Here is an 18,497-nt window from a genome sequence, read left to right on the forward strand (position 1 = left end):
ATAGACTATAGAGTGAGTAGAAAATGTCTAATCCGTGCAGCAGCGCTAATACAAAAGCTTTCGAATCTTCAGAGCAAGATCTGGCACTAGAACAGAAGTTCGCCACACAAGCGAAAGCTTTGTCTCACCCTGCTCGCGTACGTATCGTTAAAATTCTTTTGAATTTAGAGAAGTTAGGTGGTTGTTTAAACAGCGATTTAGTTTCAGAGCTCGGTTTGGCACAGTCTACCGTATCTGAGCATCTACGAATCCTTAAACAGGCAGGATTTATTAGCGCGGAATCAATACCACCTAAAGTCTGCTATCGCGTTGATAAAGCGGAAATTGAACAGTTTTCGAATCGTTACGCATCGATATTTAGTTAATATTTAGTTTAGCAAGTACATATACGGGAAGAGAGCATCTTCCCATTTTTTAACCTTTTATAATCGTCATTCGACGATAAACGAAAGAGAGCGTTGCAATGAATCAACAAGTCGCAACACACCGCACAGCATCATCGGCGGCAAATAACATGAGCTTTTTAGATCGTTACCTCACGGTATGGATTTTTGTCGCTATGGCAGTGGGTATTGCTATTGGTGTCGCTTTCCCTCAAGTGGCGGAGTGGAATGAATCTATGTCAGTAGGAAGCACAAATATCCCACTCGCTATTGGCTTGATCTTAATGATGTACCCGCCATTGGCGAAGGTTAACTATGGCTTGTTAGGTAAGGTTCGAAAAGACAAAAAGGCAATTCAGTTGTCTTTGTTTATGAACTGGATTGTTGGCCCTACCCTAATGTTTGTCCTTGCTCTGGTATTCTTAGGCGATAAACCAGGCTACATGGTCGGTATCATTCTTATTGGTTTAGCAAGATGCATTGCAATGGTACTTGTTTGGAATGATATCGGTGGCGGAAACAAAGAGTACGGAGCAGCTCTGGTTGCGTTAAACAGCGCATTCCAAATCGTGACATACAGTTTTATGGCCTGGCTATTCATTACCGTTCTTCCACCGATACTTGGCTACCAAGGGTTTGATGTCGATATCTCGATGATAGACATTGCTGAAAGCGTTTTGATTTATCTTGGTATACCGTTTTTAGCTGGTTTTCTCAGTCGTAAATGGTTAACTAAGTTAAAGGGAGAACAATGGTATAACGAGGTGTTTCTTCCACGTATCTCACCGATAACCTTGATCGCTTTGCTGGTTACTATTGTTCTGATGTTCAGTTTAAAAGGTGAAATGATTTTCGAACTGCCTATGGATGTGGTTCGAGTAGCGATTCCATTGGCGATCTACTTTGTCGTTATGTTCTTTGTGAGCTTCTTTGTCGGTAAAAAAATGGGCATTGAGTATGATAAGAATGCCTCTATTGCGTTCACCGCAACGGGTAACAACTTTGAGTTGGCGATTGCGGTGAGTATTGCGGTGTTCGGTCTTAACTCCGACCAAGCCTTTGCAGGTGTGATTGGCCCACTAATTGAAGTTCCCGTTCTGATTGCACTTGTTAACGTAGCGCTAAGAATGAAGAACAAGTACTACGCTTAGTTTAGATTCTTGCCAAGACTAGTTTATTCAATCTCTAGTCTTGGCTTTACTTCATTTGCAGAACGTAAGCTGTGAACACACTTGGTCGAACGGCATCGGCTTGTAAAAGTAATAGCCTTGTATCGACTTTATCCCCAAGCTAGAGATGAACTCTAGTTCCTCGTTTGTTTCTACCCCTTCGACGGTAATCTCCGCTCCAGAGAGTTTGACTAAATCAGTGGTAAGACGGAACATTTCTCGGCCATTTTTATGACCGATGTTGGTCACCAATGAGCGGTCAATTTTAACTTTGTCATACTCGTAGTTAATTAGGTTTCCAATAGAGGAATACCCTGCCCCAAAGTCATCTAGTGCGATGCTTACTCCGGCACGCTTTAGTTGGGTGAACACTACCCGCATCTGGTTTGCGTCTTGAATCAGTACATCTTCAGTGATCTCGAGTTCAACTTGGTGATACTGAAGGTTACTTTGGATAATCATCGAAAGAACGGTGTCTGCAAATCCTTTAATAAGGAAGGTTTGCGGCGAGACATTAATCGATATCTTAAATTCTCGATTCTGCGCTAAGGAAGAGACTTCCTGTAATGCTCTTTTAATCACCCATGTATCAACTTCCGGTATTAGCCCCAACTTTGCAAAGCTTTGTAAAAATGTCGGTGGCGTAATTAGCCCTGTCGACGCTTTATGTCTGATTAGAGCTTCGAGTGACGTAATGCAATTTTTCTCGATGTTCATTTGTGGTTGATAGTAGAGAATGAACTCGCCGGATTGTTGAAGTTGTTTAATATGCTGGTAGGCGCGTAGGTCTTCCCCCTGACGTAGCAAGACCCTACTTGCATTAAGTTTTGCGTGTAGTTTGTCGTGAAATAGCCTGTTAGTTTCTTTTGGGATAGCAAAAGGATAGATGACATTTTCGTTCATTAAGGAAATAAGCCAATTGGTTCAAATTACATGACGCTTATTGATGCGTATATGTTGCCTGAAACACAGCGATTCCTTAATGATGTGATTGTATCCTTTTGCTGTGTTTGATGCCTCAGTGATAGACCACTAAGCTCATATCGGCAATTGAGGGCACCATACTCCTTTCTCACACATAGTTCTAATTAGAAAATTAACCGTGATGACAAACAATAATTATCGAGAAGTATGGTGATTGATTTAGGTAATTGCCCTTTAGAATTTAACGGTCTGCAGGATGATTTACGCCATCGTGCGTGACAATGTCACCTAAATCAAAAGGATTGACTCCTTCTAAACAGCCGACATTAAAGCCATATTCGTCAGGGAATGAGCGCCTTTGATGGTGGGTGTAAATCCCACAGTTCGAACAAAAGTAATGTTTAGCCGTGTTGGTATTAAACTGATACAGCTTAAGCTTATCTTCACCTTTGAGAATGCGAATACCATCTAACTTAACCGACGCGACAATAGCTCCCTTTCTACGGCAGATAGAGCAATCACAGCGGCGGGGCTTCTCAATTCCATTTGGTAGGCTAAGCTCTAATTCAACCGCACCGCAGTGGCAACTCGCCTTATGTTTGGATTGTATTGGTGTGTTCCCTACTTGCTTAATCATTTATCCTCCTGACATTGTCTTATACTTTTTCTACTTCTTTTTCGTTTGAAAATCGCTCCTCGTAGATTTGCATAAAGTCGGCGCGAATTTCTTGTTCTAGATGTGTTGCCTTATCCGTTGGACAGAACAGCATAAAGTGAACAATCTGCTCGCCTGTGCTGCCACTAGTAATATGAATATGAGGTTCTGCTCCCGGTAAATCTACACCTGCGTGCTTTTCAATAACCGTGTTGTAGCGCGTTGCCACCTCATAAAAGTAACTTGTGTGCCCATCGATCTTTTCTAGCATCGTCGGGATCAGTGGATAAAGGTTAACAAACTCAGGTACAACGATAGAAAAATCGTGGTACACGTAGCGCTTCATAAAGTTAAGGTTTTTTACTGGATAGGTAAAAAACATGCTGTTTGGCAACGTCGCGGTTTTACCCGTGTAATGATACTGGCCGTGATGCAAATCGATTTCCTGGATGACCGTTGCCATCATGTTGTGCTCGATGACTTCACCACAGATTTTTCCGACTTCAATCCAATCGCCAATTCGGAATGAACGTGAGCTCGCGCGTTGAATCGATCCTGTGAAACAAAGAATTATCTCCTTTGAAGCGACGACGATTGCAACAGCGATAGCAGTCACTGAAAGTGCAAATTCATTGATCTCTGATTGCCACAGAATGAACAGCAGAAGCACGGTAGTGATAAAGGTGCCATTCTTCGTTCGTGACATCCAGCTGCGTTGTTCTTCTGATACAAATGCCACATCTCCACGAATCATGGAAAGCACCATTCGGCGAATAATTGAGATCAGAATAACGATTAACGCGGTGAAAACGAGTTTGTGAGTTAGAAGAAAATCGATTACGGCTTGTACTTTCTCCACGCTCTGCTCCTATTAGTGAAAAGGGGCAAAAGCCCCTTTGTTTAGTTTGTATTTTTATAGTTTTACATGCGTAAGAACTAACTTCCCACACATCTCAAGAGAGATCTAGTATCGCGATGCAATATTGCAATAGATGTTCTGAACCTAGACAAAACTGAGTTATTTATAACGCGCTGAGGTAATGAACTCGCCAAAAGTCTCACACCACACAATAACCGTGTTGTAGTCCTGAATAGCAAAATCTTGAGGGAGATTTACGGTAAATCGATCGAAGCTCTTTACTTCCCCAACCTGCACCATCGTCTGCTTTTGAGCATTAAAATCTGCCTCTGTTTCTACAAACGTTGGTGAAAAGTACAGTTTATAATCAGGCCCTGGAGCCAACTCACCAACAAAGGCCACTTTGTCTGCACTGATCGAGACAGACCCCTCACCCCAGTGGAGAAAATCACTGTCTTTGCGGTCTTTCTGAAATGAGGCGTTATAAATTGCGTTGTTAGTAACGGTTTGCACGTCACTCATGCTTGGAGATGTTGGTTGAATAAGGATGGGCAACGCATAAATGCCAAGAGCGAAGCCCAATCCAATACACGCACAATGCGTAATGATCAAAAGGAGTTTTTTCATCCTGAAATCCACTGAAGTAATCTATATTAATAAATGTATATGATTTTCAATGAAATATCAGGTTTACGTTAGGTGTTTATTGGTATTTAAGCGCTGTTTTCTCTGCAAGAGTCACAATAACTTTCACAGCTTGCTCCATACCCTCAATTGAAATGAACTCATGAATACCATGGAAATTGTAGCCACCTGTAAATATGTTAGGGCAAGGTAACCCCATAAACGAAAGCCTTGCACCGTCTGTCCCGCCACGTATTGGTTTGATTTGTGGTTCAACGTCACAGGCAATCATGGCTTCTTTCGCTAATTCAATGACATGAGGGAATGGCTCTACTTGTTCTCTCATATTGAAATAGCTGTCAGTCAGTTTGAGTTCTACACGTCCATGTTCAAGCTTTTCATTGATCTCTGCCACTTTATCAATCATGAATTGCTTGCGCTTTTCTTGATCATCGCGATCAAAGTCTCGAATGATATAGCCAAGTTCACTTCTCGCAACGGACATCTCTGCCGATTTTAGATGGTAGAAACCCTCATAGCCTTCTGTAGATTCTGGCGTCTCTTCTGCAGGCATCATCAACTGAAATTGCGCGGCAATGTTCATAGAGTTAATCATTTTGTTTTTGGCCGTTCCCGGGTGAACATTGACGCCATAACAAATAACATCAGCGCTGGTGGCGTTAAAGTTTTCATATTCGAGTTCGCCAACCGGGCCACCATCAATGGTATACGCCCATTCTGCGCCAAATTTCTCTACATTAAACAGGTTCGCACCACGGCCAATTTCTTCATCAGGTGTGAATCCAATACAAATATCCCCGTGTGGAATATCAGGATTGCTAATTAGATCCGAAATGGCGGAGATGATCTCTGCGATCCCTGCTTTGTTGTCAGCACCCAGAAGTGTCGTGCCATCGGTTGTGATTAAATTGTGGCCATGCAGTTTATGAAGGTCTGGGTACTGTATCGGAGAAAGAACCTCATCCCCCTTACCTAACGCGATATCACCGCCTTGGTAGTCGTCAATGATCTGTGGTTTCACATTTTCACCAGACGCGTCAGGTGCCGTATCCATATGGGCGATAAAGCCGATAGCAGGGACAGGATAGTCAACATTGCTTGGTAGCTTTGCCATCAAATAACCATTGTGGTCTAATGAAACATCCGCTAAACCTAGTTCTTCAAGCTCTCTCTTTAAAAACTGAGCAAACGTCAGTTGCCCTTCACTGCTCGGGCAAGCTGTATTTGCTGGGTTTGATTGGGTGTTAAAAGCCACATAGCGCAAAAAGCGTTGAACTAATTCATTCATAGCAAGATCTCTTATAATTCTGACACTAAAAACGTTGAACTTAGAACATCCTACGCCTTCTAGTTTGGAAAATTTTGCTATAAATCAGGTTTTAAGCAATCAGTGCCATACATGATGTCATTTTAAGTTTGCGGATTTTGGGTATAAAAAAACCGAATAGTCTCCTATTCGGTTTGTAAGCGAAATGATGCGAATTAAAGCAAGATAAAGATCCCTGCTAAACATGCGCTCATCAGGTTAGCTAAAGTACCGGCCAGTACAGCCTTAATACCTAGATTAGCAACCTCAGCACGGCGCTCTGGGGCAATCACGCCAATAGAACCGAGCTGAATGGCGATAGAACCAATATTCGCGAAGCCACATAGTGCGAAAGTGACAATAACCTGAGTATGTTCAGACAGCATCGCTTTATGTTCAACGAAGTCAATAAAGGCAACAAATTCGTTCATTACAATCTTTTGGCCAATGTACGATCCTGCCATCAACACTTCATTTGAAGGAACGCCAATTAACCAAGCAAGCGGAGAAAACAGGTAACCGAATAGCGCTTGAAGAGTCACACCAGTAAAACCAGCCACTTCGCCTAAGCTCTCAAGGCCTGTGTTAACCATCGCTATCACACTAACAAACGCGATCAGCATAGTACCGACAGCGACAGCCACTTTCATACCGTTCATCGCACCGCTTGCAAGCGCATCAATCACATTGCTCTCTTGCGCTTTATCCATCTCAATATCGGATTGGTCGATAGGTGTTTCACGTTCAGGAACGATGATCTTTGCCATCATCAAACTACCTGGAGCGGCCATAAAGCTTGCAGCAATTAGGAATTTCAGCTCTACGCCTAAACCTGCGTATCCACCAAGTACACTACCGGCGACTGACGCCATGCCACCTGCCATTACTGCAAATAGTTCAGAACGAGTCATTCTAGAAAGGAATGGACGAACAAGAAGTGGAGACTCGCCTTGAGAAAGAAATATGTTGCCAGTCGCAACAAGAGATTCAGCTTTACTCGTCCCTAGGAACTTTTGGATACCACCACCGATAAACTCGATGACTTTCTGCATTATGCCTAGGTAATAAAGCGCAGAGATTAGGGCACTAAAGAAGATGATGATAGGAAGAACGCGAACCGCGAAGATAAAGCCAGTGTTGGCAAGGTCACCGAATAGGAAGCCAATACCTTCATCAGCAAAGCCAAGTAAGCTAGAAACACCACTACTTAGACTCGTCAGAGCGGCTTGTCCCCACGGGAAGTAAAGTACCAGAGCGGCGAAACCGACTTGAAGTAACAGCGCGCGTGACACTGTTTTCCAGTTAATTGATTTACGACTTTCAGACAGTAAAACCGCACATAACATTAATGCGATGACACCGATTAAGCCAAACAAAACATTCATTAAAGATTACCTCTACAAGCATTGAATAGGTAGCTGGTCCGGTCCGTGGGGTCATTCACCATCCTTGTGACGGCTTGTATTGGTAGAGCTGTTACTCTCAACCGGGCGGAAAGTATAGCGCCCAATGTGAGATATTCATCACATATTTTTACGCAAACGTTCAACCGTTCACTCAGTAACCAAACTTATGAGTGATCAGCGATTGATTCGCATATCGGGATTATTTTGTCAGCTGACTCATATGAACACTATTGCTATAAAACATTGAACTAAGATCACAATATAAGTCAATATACATTACAAATCTAATCATAAAGTTTGCGCTTCTAGGTAAAGCATCTAATTTTAAGTAAGAATTCTTAACGTACTTTTTGGTAACGACAATAAATTCTCTAACAACGTCAATGGCTACTAGCAAACACAACGAATATTGCCCCGCTGATCTAGCGGGGCTTTTTTGTATAGGGTTTTCGAGTAGTAATTATTGTTGAAAACGTTAGAATACCTCCCCATTTACTTTTGCCAGACTAATAGCATGCAACGCGATTACACTTATCACTGCTTATCTCAAATGCCACGAGAAGAGTTAGAAGAACTTAGCTTGAGAATGGTTCACCGTTTGGTACCCGAAGAATCTATGACTGAGCTTTTCACTTTTGATTTAGATGAGGCACAAGACGAAGACAAGCTTCAAGAAGCCCAGTTTGATGCGATGTTGCGCATGAGTGCAATCGCGCTTAGTGAGCTCCCTGCTCTATTTGAAGCGTCGGAAAGCAAAGAGCAAAACATCCAACGTATGCAACGTCTGTTATTGTGGCATTTTTACTCGGTTTCTTTTCATCTTGAACGAGCGATCCCACTTGAGACACACTGCAACCACGTAGAAATCATAGTCAAGCAGTCACCACAAAATGCTCTTGAATGGGTAACGACGCTGACCGATCTGCTACGCCAATACTCGCAGATAGCACAAGGTTCTTAACCAAATCGCCAACCATTTTACGGTTGGCGTTATAAAATTTTCACTTGAATTCGTTAAAACATTGACCATTTGAATGTGTTTTAGACATACTCAAACTCTAAGCCTCAAAATGTATTAATGAATTGCGCTACCTAGTTCTCATCTCTACCTTTTTATCTGCTGTAACGTACGCCGATGGCGAAATCGATTATTCCGATTGCCATAGTCAGCCAGATAGTGCCGAGATCCTCGACTCCGCTTTTAACTATGTGAATACTAAGCTTTGTGAACCGGCGATTTGGTTTGATAGTTTTTTCGTTGATGAGCGAGTAGACCAAGACGCACGTGCTGGCAGTACTGTTCGTTGGAGAAATGATTTCTCTTATGTAGAGGGTGAAGGCTACAAGTTTAAGACTCGATTCAAAGCGCGCTTTCACTTACCTAAGGTAACCAAACGACTTAAGGTGGTTTTCGAATCGGATGAAGAAGATGATTTATTCGACTTGTTCCCGCAATCGAGCGAAGATGCCGAAAATACGTTTGGTCTTAGATACGATTGGCTAAGTAAAGAACGCTATAGTTTCAACGTTAAGGTCAATGCAAGACCGGGTATCGAAGGACGTTTTAGATATACATACCCTATCAATGATGAATGGTTACTGCGCGTTACTCAGAAGTTGTATCAGAAAAAAAGCGTAACGGGTGAATCTACCGATATTGATTTAGATTATTCAATCAACCGCGATTTTTTGCTTCGCTGGAGCAACTACGCTCAGTGGGAAAGCGATATCAAAGGTTGGGAAGTGGGTACAGGGTTTACACTCTATCAGCATATATCCGACCATCAGGCTCTTAGCTATCAATTAAGTACCACCGGAACTAACCGACCTTTTCATTACATTACCAATACTCACGCCTCCGTGACTTATCGACAGAATGTATGGCGCACTTGGCTGTTTTACGAGTTGATCCCTGAGTACAACTGGAATCGTGAAGAAGATACGCAAAGAGAAGGCGAAGCAAAAATGACGTTTAGATTAGAAATCCTGTTCAATAATATTTAGCGCCAGAATAATTGCTGGCGCTATGAGTTTTTACTATTCGTTTTCTAGCACTACACGAGCGTTTTTAGCTTGAATAGGCCGATTGTTTTTCCCCATTACTTGTTTAAATAGTTTCGTTTGCTCCTGACTCAGTGTCTGTGCTTGTTTCAAAACGAACCAGCGCACGCCTTCCGAGCATGGCGGCGTTGTTAGCGACCCGTTAAAGCGATAGTAATGCTCGGTATCGGGGATCATATCCGCTACGTTAATAGTATGATTCAAAGAAACCGTTTCACCTGACTTTGGTAACGTCTCTAATAGAGTGGCGATTTCACTATTGTTAGTTGGAGACGTGTTATACATAACAGCCAGTACTGCTAGGTTGCCATTACTATCCGCGTTTACGAAATGAGCTTCGAGCGGGAAACTTTGGCTCTTGATTAGGTTTTCTGATGGTGTATGAAAGTGAAACTGAACGAGGTTAAACGCCTTGCCATCAACAGTGAAAGTATTATCTCCTTCGACCACGCCTTGTAGCGTATGTCCATTGTTGGTCAGTGCAGTGACCTTTCCTGAATAATCTAGATTTAACTCTGCGATGTTTGCCGTAACTTCATCTTTAACGTCGATTGGACTTTGGTTCTTTCCAGATTGGCACTCTGCACCAAACTCGCCCCAGTGCTGTGGTCCTGTTTCTCCTTCATAACTCCATTGTGCAGAATGAGCAGTAGTACCGACTAACGCTGTAGCTAAGCCAATTGATAATAGTGTTTTGTTCATTTTTATTCCTATAGGTCACTAACGTTGACGGTCATAATACGTTGGTGAGAAATGCCATGAACAGATAGAAAACTATGATTACCTACAATAGTTGGAAGCAGGTGCAAAGGAATTGAAATCTACATAAATATCAACAGATTGTTATGAGAGTTGACGCTATTTTAACTTTGCTTGGCAAGCATATATCGAGTGCTACGTCCGGCACCTGATTTTACTAAACATCCCTGCTCTACTAATGCAGTCAAATGTCGAGTCGCTGTTGGTTTACTGACTTTCGCTACTTTGTGATATTGAGAGGTATTAATACCATCAACAAAGTCACCATCAAGCATTCGATTAAGAACCTTTGCTTGCTCTGACGTCAATTGAGTCTGATCTACGTCTCGCCAGAAATTGGTTTTAAATACCGTTTGTTGGATCTCTTTTAAGACTTCATCGAAGGTTTCATTCAGGACGTCAAGAAACCATACTACCCAGTCGGTAATATCGACATCGCCCTTCTGCGTTTTTTCTAGAATTTGATAGTAGCTTTTTCGATTCGCCAATATACCTACTGACATCGCATAGAAACGAACTGATTGCTGATCCGCTTGAGCTAGAGCCAGATCGGTTAACAAACGCGTGATTCGCCCATTGCCATCATCGAGTGGGTGCAGAGTAACAAACCACAGATGTGTGATGGCCGCTCGAAGCAATGGATCCAAAGTCGTGTTTTGCTTTGAATGATTGAACCAAGCCACGAACTGGTCAAGCTCCGTATCAAGCCTCTCTCCCCCCGGTGCTTCAAAGTGAACAACTGGTCTATCGATTCGTCCAGACACTACCTGCATAGGTGCAGTCCCTCTGAGTCGACCCCCAACAACAGGGTTGAACAGCGTGTACCCTTCAGGGAAAAGCCTATCGTGCCAATGTAGGATTCTTTCTATGGTAAGAGGAGCATCAAGGTTATCGACAGCATCAAGCATAATCTCGGCAAGCCCATCTGTTTGCTCTGTCGTTGGGAAAGGTCGCTCTTCTGTCAAACCCAGTTTGTTCGCGAGCGAAGAACGAACTGAAAATGCATTCAGCTTTTCACCTTCTATCGCACTAGAATGGACTATGTTGGCTAACAAGGTATCAAGCATACTTTTGTTCTGATCTTGAGGCTGGCTAGTCATCCTACCCAGTAAGATACCTTGGTTTAGTCGTGTCTTCCTAAGCAATGGATCTACGACCGCTTCATCCCAACAAAAGTGAGGCCAATTTGTTTGCTCCCAGATCCACATAACAACACCTTGATTTGAAAATTGCTCTTATTCGACTCATATTATGATTTGATTAGTTAAACTATTCAACTCATTTTGTGATTCGATTAGGTTCCTTATTCGAATCACCCGCTAACCAGAAATAGTAAAATCTACAAGGCACAATTGCTGGATACAAAAAGACGCCTCGATTTAACTCGAGGCGTCATTCAGTTTCTGGGGCATTTCTAGGTGGAAATCAGGGCTATTTTTACTATTCACTGTCCGGATAAACGGTAACCAGTTAGCTAGCAACATGCCATAATCAGCCTAGTATTTCCCTACTCCCAATCTAGGATAACTTTTCCTGACTTACCGCTACGCATAGCATCAAAGCCTTGTTGGAAATCATCAATCTTAAAGTGGTGAGTGATAATTGGCGTTAGATCTAGGCCTGACTGGATTAATGAAGCCATCTTGTACCATGTCTCAAACATTTCGCGACCGTAGATACCTTTAATCACTAGACCTTTAAAGATTACTTGGTTCCAATCGATACCCATATCTGATGGTGGAATACCTAGTAGTGCGATACGGCCACCGTGATTCATTGTTTTAAGCATCGAGTTGAACGCAGAAGGTACGCCGGACATTTCAAGACCAACATCAAAGCCTTCTGTCATGCCAAGCTCTTCCATAACGTCTTCAAGCTTTTGCTCAGCAACGTTAACAGCGCGAGTCACACCCATCTTACGAGCTAGATCTAAGCGGTATTCGTTAACGTCAGTAATGACAACGTGACGAGCACCCACGTGTTTAGCGACTGCTGCCGCCATGATACCAATAGGACCAGCGCCGGTAATTAGTACGTCTTCGCCAACAAGATCAAAAGACAGCGCTGTATGAACAGCGTTACCAAACGGGTCGAAGATAGAGGCTAAATCGTCAGAGATGCCTTCTGGGATCTTAAATGCGTTGAAAGCCGGAATAACAAGATATTCAGCGAATGCACCTTCACGGTTAACACCCACGCCGACAGTATTGCGACATAAGTGTGTACGACCGCCGCGACAGTTACGGCAGTGACCACAGGTAATGTGACCTTCACCTGATACGCGGTCGCCAATTTCAAAACCACGAACTTCTTGGCCAATGCCTACCACTTCACCCACGTATTCATGGCCGACAACCATAGGCACAGGGATCGTGTTTTGCGACCACTCATCCCAGTTATAGATGTGAACGTCAGTACCACAAATTGCCGTTTTCTTAATACGGATAAGAAGATCATTGTGACCAAGCTCAGGCTTGTCCACTTCTGTCATCCAGATGCCTTCTTCAGGCTTAAGTTTTGATAGTGCTTTGATTTTCATTATTTAATGATCTCCATGTCACGACCAACTTCGATAAATGCATCGATCGCTCGGTCTAGCTGCTCACGCGAGTGTGCTGCTGACATTTGTGTACGGATACGAGCTTGACCTTTTGGTACGACTGGGAATGAGAACCCAATAACATAGATACCTTTTTCAAGAGCACGCTCTGCAAACTCAGCGGCTACTTTAGCGTCGCCAAGCATGATTGGAATGATTGCGTGGTCTGCACCACCCATAGTGAAACCTGCCGCTTCCATACGCGTACGGAAATGCGCTGCGTTTTCCCATAGTTGGTCACGTAGGTCACCACTTTGCTCTAGTAGGTCTAGAACACGGATAGAAGCATTAACAATTGCCGGAGCAACTGAGTTAGAGAACAAGTAAGGACGCGAGCGTTGACGTAACCAATCGATAACTTCTGCTTTACCAGATGTGTAACCACCTGAAGCGCCGCCCATCGCTTTACCTAGCGTACCTGTAATAATGTCGATGCGGTCAACAACATCATGGTATTCGTGTGTGCCCGCGCCTGTTTTACCCATAAAACCAACAGCGTGAGAATCATCAACCATAGTCAATGCGCCGTACTTATCTGCAAGGTCACAGATAGCTGGCAAGTTTGCTACCACACCGTCCATAGAGAATACACCGTCAGTCACAATAAGAATATGACGAGCACCCGCTTCTTTAGCTGCGATAAGTTGCTGCTCTAGTTCTTCCATGTTGTTGTTCGAGTAGCGGAAGCGCATTGCTTTACACAGACGAACACCATCAATGATTGAAGCGTGGTTAAGAGCGTCAGAAATGATCGCATCTTCTTTACCTAGAATGGTTTCAAACAGACCTGCGTTTGCGTCGAAACAAGAGGTGTAAAGAATCGTATCTTCTTTACCTAGGAACTTTGACAATTTTTGTTCTAGTTCTTTATGGATGTCTTGAGTACCACAGATAAAGCGGACAGAAGCCATACCGAAACCGTGTACGTCCATACCCTGCTTACCCGCTTCAATTAGCTCTGGGTGGTTCGCTAGACCAAGGTAGTTGTTTGCACAGAAGTTAAGCACTTCTTCACCAGTAGAGATCTTAACAGCCGCTTGCTGTTGAGACGTAATCACACGCTCTGACTTATAAAGACCTTCAGCCTTTACTTCTTCAATTTGGTTTTGAATCTGTTCGTAGAATGCAGAAGACATTTCAAATTCCTTCCTAGTTATTATGCGCATTGCTTATTGTCGGGTTCTAGCCGATTGCTAGAGCCAAAATCTGATGTTGTAAGTGTAATTCAAGCACGTGTTTTTCATTATCCCGTTAGTTGGAAAAACATTATTGAATCTAAGGCACAAATAACGACTTTTAATGATGACCGTCACATTTATAGGGTATAAAATGGCTATAAATAGTTATTTGAAGCCATTGAAATGAAGAATACGAAGTTGATTGCGCTACTTCCCGATCTAGCGAGTTTTATTCTGATTGTTGATGAAGGGAGTTTTACTGCTGCGGCTAAGATTCTCGATGTGACCCCTTCAGCACTAAGCAAATTGGTTACGCGACTAGAGACATCCCTTTCCGTCAAATTGTTCGAGCGTACTACGCGTAAGCTGATTATCACCCACTCTGGTCAACAGGTATATGACCAGGCTTTAGTGATGGTTGATGCTGCAAAGCGAGCAGTAGAACTCTCTACGACAGACCATCAAGATATGTCTGGAGCGTTAACCGTTGCAGCGCCAGAGGCATTCTTAAACTCAGTATTGCAGCCCCATGTTGTTCCGTTTTTGCAGAAGTACCCTGAAATACAGCTAAAATTGCGTGCGGCAGATGGTGAAATCGATCTAATCCGAGATGGGATTGATGTTGCGTTTAAATTGACGGATAAGCCTGACGAGAACTTGGTACTCAAAGAAGTCAGTAAAACCAACTTAGTCCTTTGTGCCAGCCCCGACTACATAGCCAAACGCGGGATGCCTAAACACCCAACGGAACTGTCTGAACACGATTGCCTCTATCTCGCAGAAACAGACAGCGATCATATATGGGATTTCTTTAAAGAAGACGAGTATCACTCAGTGGGAGTCTCAGGTCGTTACGCGGTCAACCATTCACAGATGCGATTGACGGGCGTTAAAAATGCGCTAGGTATCGGCATTTTTCATGATTTTGTTGTCTCAGAGGCAATTGAAAACAACGAAGTGATTCCTGTACTCGCTGATTGGACGATAAAAAGTAACTATCATGGCGCAATCGCCATGCAATATCCGCAAAACAAATACATGCCAGCCCGATTGCGTGGATTTATCGATTACATGACACAACAACTGAGCGCAAAATAAGAACAAGCCCCGACTTTGGGGCTTGTTGTTTATGACAAATAGGCTTTCAATTTTTGACTTCTCTTAACGAGCAACGTATCTAGAATTAACACGCTAATGATGGTCGCGCCCGCCAAAGGGAAAAGAACGCTCACCAATATTACGGTTGCGGCGCCAACCTTCCAAATACCTTCATGTTCGAAACGGGCTGGTACGCCCAACTTATTCTGATTGGTCGGGCGACGTACCCACCACATCAAAGCCCCTGTAATTGAAATAACGATAAACGCTAAACAGAAGAAGACATTCAGCAACTTATTTATAATGCTTAAATCACCTTGGTGAAGTGAAACCCCAGCAGCCATAAGCTTAGCGACAACATTGTAGTCATCCCAAGTAACATCAACGAGCACTTCTCCAGTGTATTGGTCAAAGTGAGTGGTCCTATCTTTTCTTGGGTCAGTAACATCACCCGCCATTGAGTTAGCGGATACTGTGTAAACGCCGGTCTCAGATTGAGGTAAATAGACTTTAAATTGGGTGAAGCCGAGTGATGTCGCTTTGCTTACTATGCTATCGATTCCAACGCTCTGTGATGTATCAAAAGGTTGATCAGAATGATGCTCGTGATGCCCTCCATGATGACCTTGCGATTCAGGAACTGCAGCGAGTTCTAAGTTCCAAGGCATTTCTTCCTCGCTACCGTGATTTAAGTCTGAGTGAATTAAAGTAGATTCCGGTTTTTCACCCCATGTGTAGTAGGTAGGAAATGTGTTCCAGCCTTGAACCATTTTCGCGCCCCATACCCCTGCCCATGCAAGGCCTGAAAGTAGAAATAGCAGTAAAACGATTGAAAGTGTTCCCCCTAGATTGGCGTGAAGATCTCGCATTAGAATACGCGAACCGCTGCGCATACGTACTTTGAGAAAACCCGCCTTAGTGGCGTTATCTGTTGGTAACCACAGATAAATGCCGCTGACTAACAGAAGAATGCCTAAACTCGCAGACACTTCAATCAAGTAATCTCCCCATTCACCAATCAGCAATGTTCCATGGATATCGTTAGCAAGTTGATACCAGCTGTCACTGCGATCGATTTCACCTAGAACTTCACCGGAGTATGGATTAACCGTCACTAAGATAGACTTGCCATCTTCATGTCTGACATTAAATCTGTTCGCTTTTGTACTTGATTCAGATGCAACAAATTGGGTGACTTGCGAGTCAGGATACTTTTCCTTGACCGAACGCAGTTGAATGGAAGGTGGTAGAGTTTGCGCCTGCGGAGCAACTGTGATGATTTCACTGTATCTTGTTTGTTCAATTTCGTCATCAAATAGCATCACAAGCCCAGTAATACTTAACATGAGCATAAATGGGATAACGAAAAGACCTGCATAAAAGTGCCAACGCCAGGTGAGAAAATAGCGTGCTTTTGCTTTAACCTTATTTGAATCGTCACTTTGAGATGAACGTAGTGATCCCTTAGGTTGAGTCTGAGATTGACTACCCAACATTACAATTTCCTTTTTTGAGCGCACAGCAAAAATCTCGAAACATAGTCGAGTCGTTAGTGCTGAGCTTTACTTTAGTAAGTGGCTTATAGGGTCAATTGCCCTAGCCTTTGTTATTTGATTTATATGAAGTTGTATGGAAGTAATGTAGGTGGCGCTCGGGGAATAGCGAGCTGAAATCGTTCACTTAGAGCCAAATAAGCGTACGAGTCGAATGTCGCTATCGATGTTCTTCTAAAGTGAGTGGGTGTTGGAAGTGTATCTTGGTGGAAACTTGAGAAGTGACTAAATGGACAAGGCTTACTGTGCTGAGTTTCAACCTTTCCCTCTTCGACTTGGACTAGCTCAAAGCCATTAATAGTACAAAGTGTCGCCCAAACGCCTGCACTGGCACCATGAGCGTTGATTACAGGCATCAAAGTCACAAGCACCCAACTTAGGGCACTTGCGATTAGCATAGTTCGCTTGAAGCTTGATGTCCGTATCATAGTCACTCTCAATTAATTGAGAGTAAATATATAACCTTTTACTAACAAACTCAGTAAGGCTCGCTAAAAAACCTAACAAAGATCATGGTATTAGCATTGCCCATTCGAAATTTGCTGACTTATTAGCCAAACAGCTTGCTCCAAATACTTGGGTTACGTTTATCGTGGTATTCCACTCGAAGGTCATCGACGGTTTTTAGCTCAGCTTTGGCCGCGTCTAGATCGCCCGAATCGAGTTTCTTCTCAACGGAATCAAGCGCAACGGAAAGCTTGCTAAAGCCCTCGAAATAGATATCAAATTTTTCTGGTGGGTAGTTACCGCGCTTAGACTGCTCGACTAACTCAGAAAGGTTATTAACAGCAGACTTCATATCGCTGACTTCAGTGGCTTCAGCGGCATGTTTAAACTCTACTTTCATCTGCTTCATTGCCGCTTTAAGATCAAAATCGCTGGCAAAAGCTTGTGCTGACATGGCTAGGGCAAAAACTGGGATTAACTTTCTCATTATATTTTTCTTGTGTGTGGGACTAGGAACAGGAAGTGTACTGAATTTAGTCAGCACACTAGAAGCGAATATTGTATCAACTTATAAATGCTGATACTCAGAAATGGTTGAATGACCTCGAAGCGCCAAGAACGCTAAAAATTGCTTTACACTATGCGTAATGACTTGAGAGTTATCCACCCCGACTTTATCTAAAAGATCAGAAACTTTTGAAAGGTTGCCTACGTCCTGGCAAAAGTGAGCGTCACTGCCTGTTGTGAAGTAAACCCCAATCTCTTTACCGAGTTTTGCAATCTCGGCGCAACGTTCAACACTTCCTACGCGACTATTGCCTTTTAAGGTGGTGTTATTAATTTCTATGGCGACGTTATGCTCTTTCGCACACCTCAACACTTGCTCATAATCAAAATCGAAATTTGGATTACCTAGGTGGCCAAGTGCATCTACCTTTCCGCTCTTAATCGTGTTCAGTAGAGCGAGCGTATGGGACTGTTTATCACTTGGTTTGAATACAGGCTCATGAAAGCTAGCTATCACCCAATCGAGGCTTTTATAAGAAGTCGGATGGACATCCACTTCCCCTTCCGTATTAAGAATGTTTGACTCTACGCCTCGGATTACCGCAACACCTTCGATGAACCTTGGTAAAACACGTTGGTTGGAAAAAAACCAATAGTGCGGAGCCCCTGGCATTGATTCGGCATGATCGGTTGTGCAGAACATCTCTAGACCATTTTCTTTCGCCATACGAGCGTTTTCTATCAAAGTGCTGTAGGCGTGACCACTGGCGTATGTGTGGGTATGGGTGTCGATAACGAGGTTCATAGTTCTATATAGATAGTGATAGTTGCCTGTTATGTTATCAGCCAATTTAGCTTCTTGCTTGTAATTCGTGCCCTTGTTTACGTTATTGAATTTAGATGACAGATCTTGAAATTTTGCAGGATTCAGGAATTGTTCGATACTTA

Annotated in this window: 19 protein-coding genes; 5 read left to right on the forward strand and 14 right to left on the reverse strand. The window is 43.1% G+C overall.

What is annotated here, in order from left to right; all coding sequences use genetic code 11:
* The first annotated feature begins 23 nt into the window (after positions 1-23).
* Positions 24-365, forward strand: a complete 342-nt coding sequence (locus tag IX91_RS19225; protein ID WP_004742710.1) for an ArsR/SmtB family transcription factor — start codon at positions 24-26, stop codon at positions 363-365.
* Positions 366-463: 98 nt separating this feature from the next.
* Positions 464-1,534, forward strand: coding sequence for an ACR3 family arsenite efflux transporter (gene arsB, locus IX91_RS19230; RefSeq protein WP_004742709.1), 1,071 nt, complete (start codon positions 464-466; stop codon positions 1,532-1,534).
* Between the two features lie 51 nt (positions 1,535-1,585).
* Here arsB and IX91_RS19235 read toward each other — a convergent pair whose 3' ends face one another.
* The 6 genes from IX91_RS19235 to IX91_RS19260 form a co-directional block, all read right to left on the reverse strand.
* Positions 1,586-2,455 carry an EAL domain-containing protein gene (locus tag IX91_RS19235; protein ID WP_004742708.1) on the reverse strand — a complete coding sequence of 290 codons (870 nt, stop codon included), beginning with the start codon at positions 2,453-2,455 and terminating at the stop codon, positions 1,586-1,588.
* Positions 2,456-2,717: 262 nt separating this feature from the next.
* A complete protein-coding gene (locus IX91_RS19240; protein WP_004742707.1) occupies positions 2,718-3,113 on the reverse strand; it encodes a GFA family protein in 396 nt (131 codons plus the stop codon).
* Positions 3,114-3,132: 19 nt separating this feature from the next.
* A complete protein-coding gene (locus IX91_RS19245; RefSeq protein WP_004742706.1) occupies positions 3,133-3,990 on the reverse strand; it encodes a mechanosensitive ion channel family protein in 858 nt (285 codons plus the stop codon).
* Between the two features lie 159 nt (positions 3,991-4,149).
* Entirely contained in the window at positions 4,150-4,617 is a 468-nt protein-coding gene (locus tag IX91_RS19250) for a DM13 domain-containing protein (RefSeq protein ID WP_004742705.1), read from the reverse strand.
* A gap of 76 nt (positions 4,618-4,693) precedes the next feature.
* Positions 4,694-5,923 (reverse strand): peptidase T, encoded by a 1,230-nt coding sequence (pepT, locus tag IX91_RS19255; protein WP_004742704.1) that lies wholly within the window; start codon positions 5,921-5,923, stop codon positions 4,694-4,696.
* A 194-nt stretch (positions 5,924-6,117) separates the two neighbouring features.
* Entirely contained in the window at positions 6,118-7,326 is a 1,209-nt protein-coding gene (locus IX91_RS19260) for a NupC/NupG family nucleoside CNT transporter (protein ID WP_004742703.1), read from the reverse strand.
* Between the two features lie 535 nt (positions 7,327-7,861).
* Here IX91_RS19260 and IX91_RS19265 point away from each other — a divergent pair.
* The gene (locus IX91_RS19265; protein WP_004742702.1) at positions 7,862-8,308 is read left to right on the forward strand and encodes a hypothetical protein; all 447 of its coding nucleotides are present in this window, start codon (positions 7,862-7,864) and stop codon (positions 8,306-8,308) included.
* Between the two features lie 122 nt (positions 8,309-8,430).
* Positions 8,431-9,351: a hypothetical protein gene (locus IX91_RS19270; RefSeq protein ID WP_004742701.1), complete on the forward strand. Its 921-nt coding sequence runs from the start codon at positions 8,431-8,433 to the stop codon at positions 9,349-9,351.
* Between the two features lie 33 nt (positions 9,352-9,384).
* Here IX91_RS19270 and IX91_RS19275 read toward each other — a convergent pair whose 3' ends face one another.
* The 4 genes from IX91_RS19275 to IX91_RS19290 all read right to left on the reverse strand — a co-directional run bounded on the left by IX91_RS19275 (position 9,385) and on the right by IX91_RS19290 (position 13,902).
* Positions 9,385-10,110 (reverse strand): carbonic anhydrase, encoded by a 726-nt coding sequence (locus IX91_RS19275; protein ID WP_004742700.1) that lies wholly within the window; start codon positions 10,108-10,110, stop codon positions 9,385-9,387.
* A 161-nt stretch (positions 10,111-10,271) separates the two neighbouring features.
* Positions 10,272-11,375 (reverse strand): Fic family protein, encoded by a 1,104-nt coding sequence (locus IX91_RS19280; RefSeq protein ID WP_004742699.1) that lies wholly within the window; start codon positions 11,373-11,375, stop codon positions 10,272-10,274.
* A 299-nt stretch (positions 11,376-11,674) separates the two neighbouring features.
* Positions 11,675-12,706, reverse strand: a complete 1,032-nt coding sequence (gene tdh / locus IX91_RS19285; RefSeq protein WP_004742698.1) for an L-threonine 3-dehydrogenase — start codon at positions 12,704-12,706, stop codon at positions 11,675-11,677.
* Positions 12,706-13,902 (reverse strand): glycine C-acetyltransferase, encoded by a 1,197-nt coding sequence (locus IX91_RS19290; protein WP_004742697.1) that lies wholly within the window; start codon positions 13,900-13,902, stop codon positions 12,706-12,708. Before IX91_RS19290 ends, tdh begins: the two co-directional genes overlap by 1 nt.
* Before the next feature lie 225 nt (positions 13,903-14,127).
* On the opposite strand from IX91_RS19290, the gene IX91_RS19295 reads away from it, so the two are divergent.
* Entirely contained in the window at positions 14,128-15,042 is a 915-nt protein-coding gene (locus tag IX91_RS19295; protein ID WP_004742696.1) for a LysR family transcriptional regulator, read from the forward strand.
* Between the two features lie 29 nt (positions 15,043-15,071).
* On the opposite strand, the gene IX91_RS19300 is transcribed toward IX91_RS19295, so the two are convergent.
* The 4 genes from IX91_RS19300 to IX91_RS19310 form a co-directional block, all read right to left on the reverse strand.
* Complete coding sequence (locus IX91_RS19300) at positions 15,072-16,538, reverse strand: PepSY-associated TM helix domain-containing protein (RefSeq protein ID WP_004742695.1); 1,467 nt, start codon at positions 16,536-16,538, stop codon at positions 15,072-15,074.
* A 119-nt stretch (positions 16,539-16,657) separates the two neighbouring features.
* The gene (locus IX91_RS25935; RefSeq protein ID WP_039952886.1) at positions 16,658-17,023 is read right to left on the reverse strand and encodes a hypothetical protein; all 366 of its coding nucleotides are present in this window, start codon (positions 17,021-17,023) and stop codon (positions 16,658-16,660) included.
* A 122-nt stretch (positions 17,024-17,145) separates the two neighbouring features.
* A complete protein-coding gene (locus IX91_RS19305) occupies positions 17,146-17,529 on the reverse strand; it encodes a cytochrome b562 (RefSeq protein WP_004742694.1) in 384 nt (127 codons plus the stop codon).
* A gap of 81 nt (positions 17,530-17,610) precedes the next feature.
* Positions 17,611-18,354 carry a phosphatase gene (locus tag IX91_RS19310; protein WP_004742693.1) on the reverse strand — a complete coding sequence of 248 codons (744 nt, stop codon included), beginning with the start codon at positions 18,352-18,354 and terminating at the stop codon, positions 17,611-17,613.
* Between the last annotated feature and the right edge of the window lie 143 nt (positions 18,355-18,497).

The organism is Vibrio tubiashii ATCC 19109, assembly GCF_000772105.1.
Lineage (GTDB): Bacteria > Pseudomonadota > Gammaproteobacteria > Enterobacterales > Vibrionaceae > Vibrio > Vibrio tubiashii.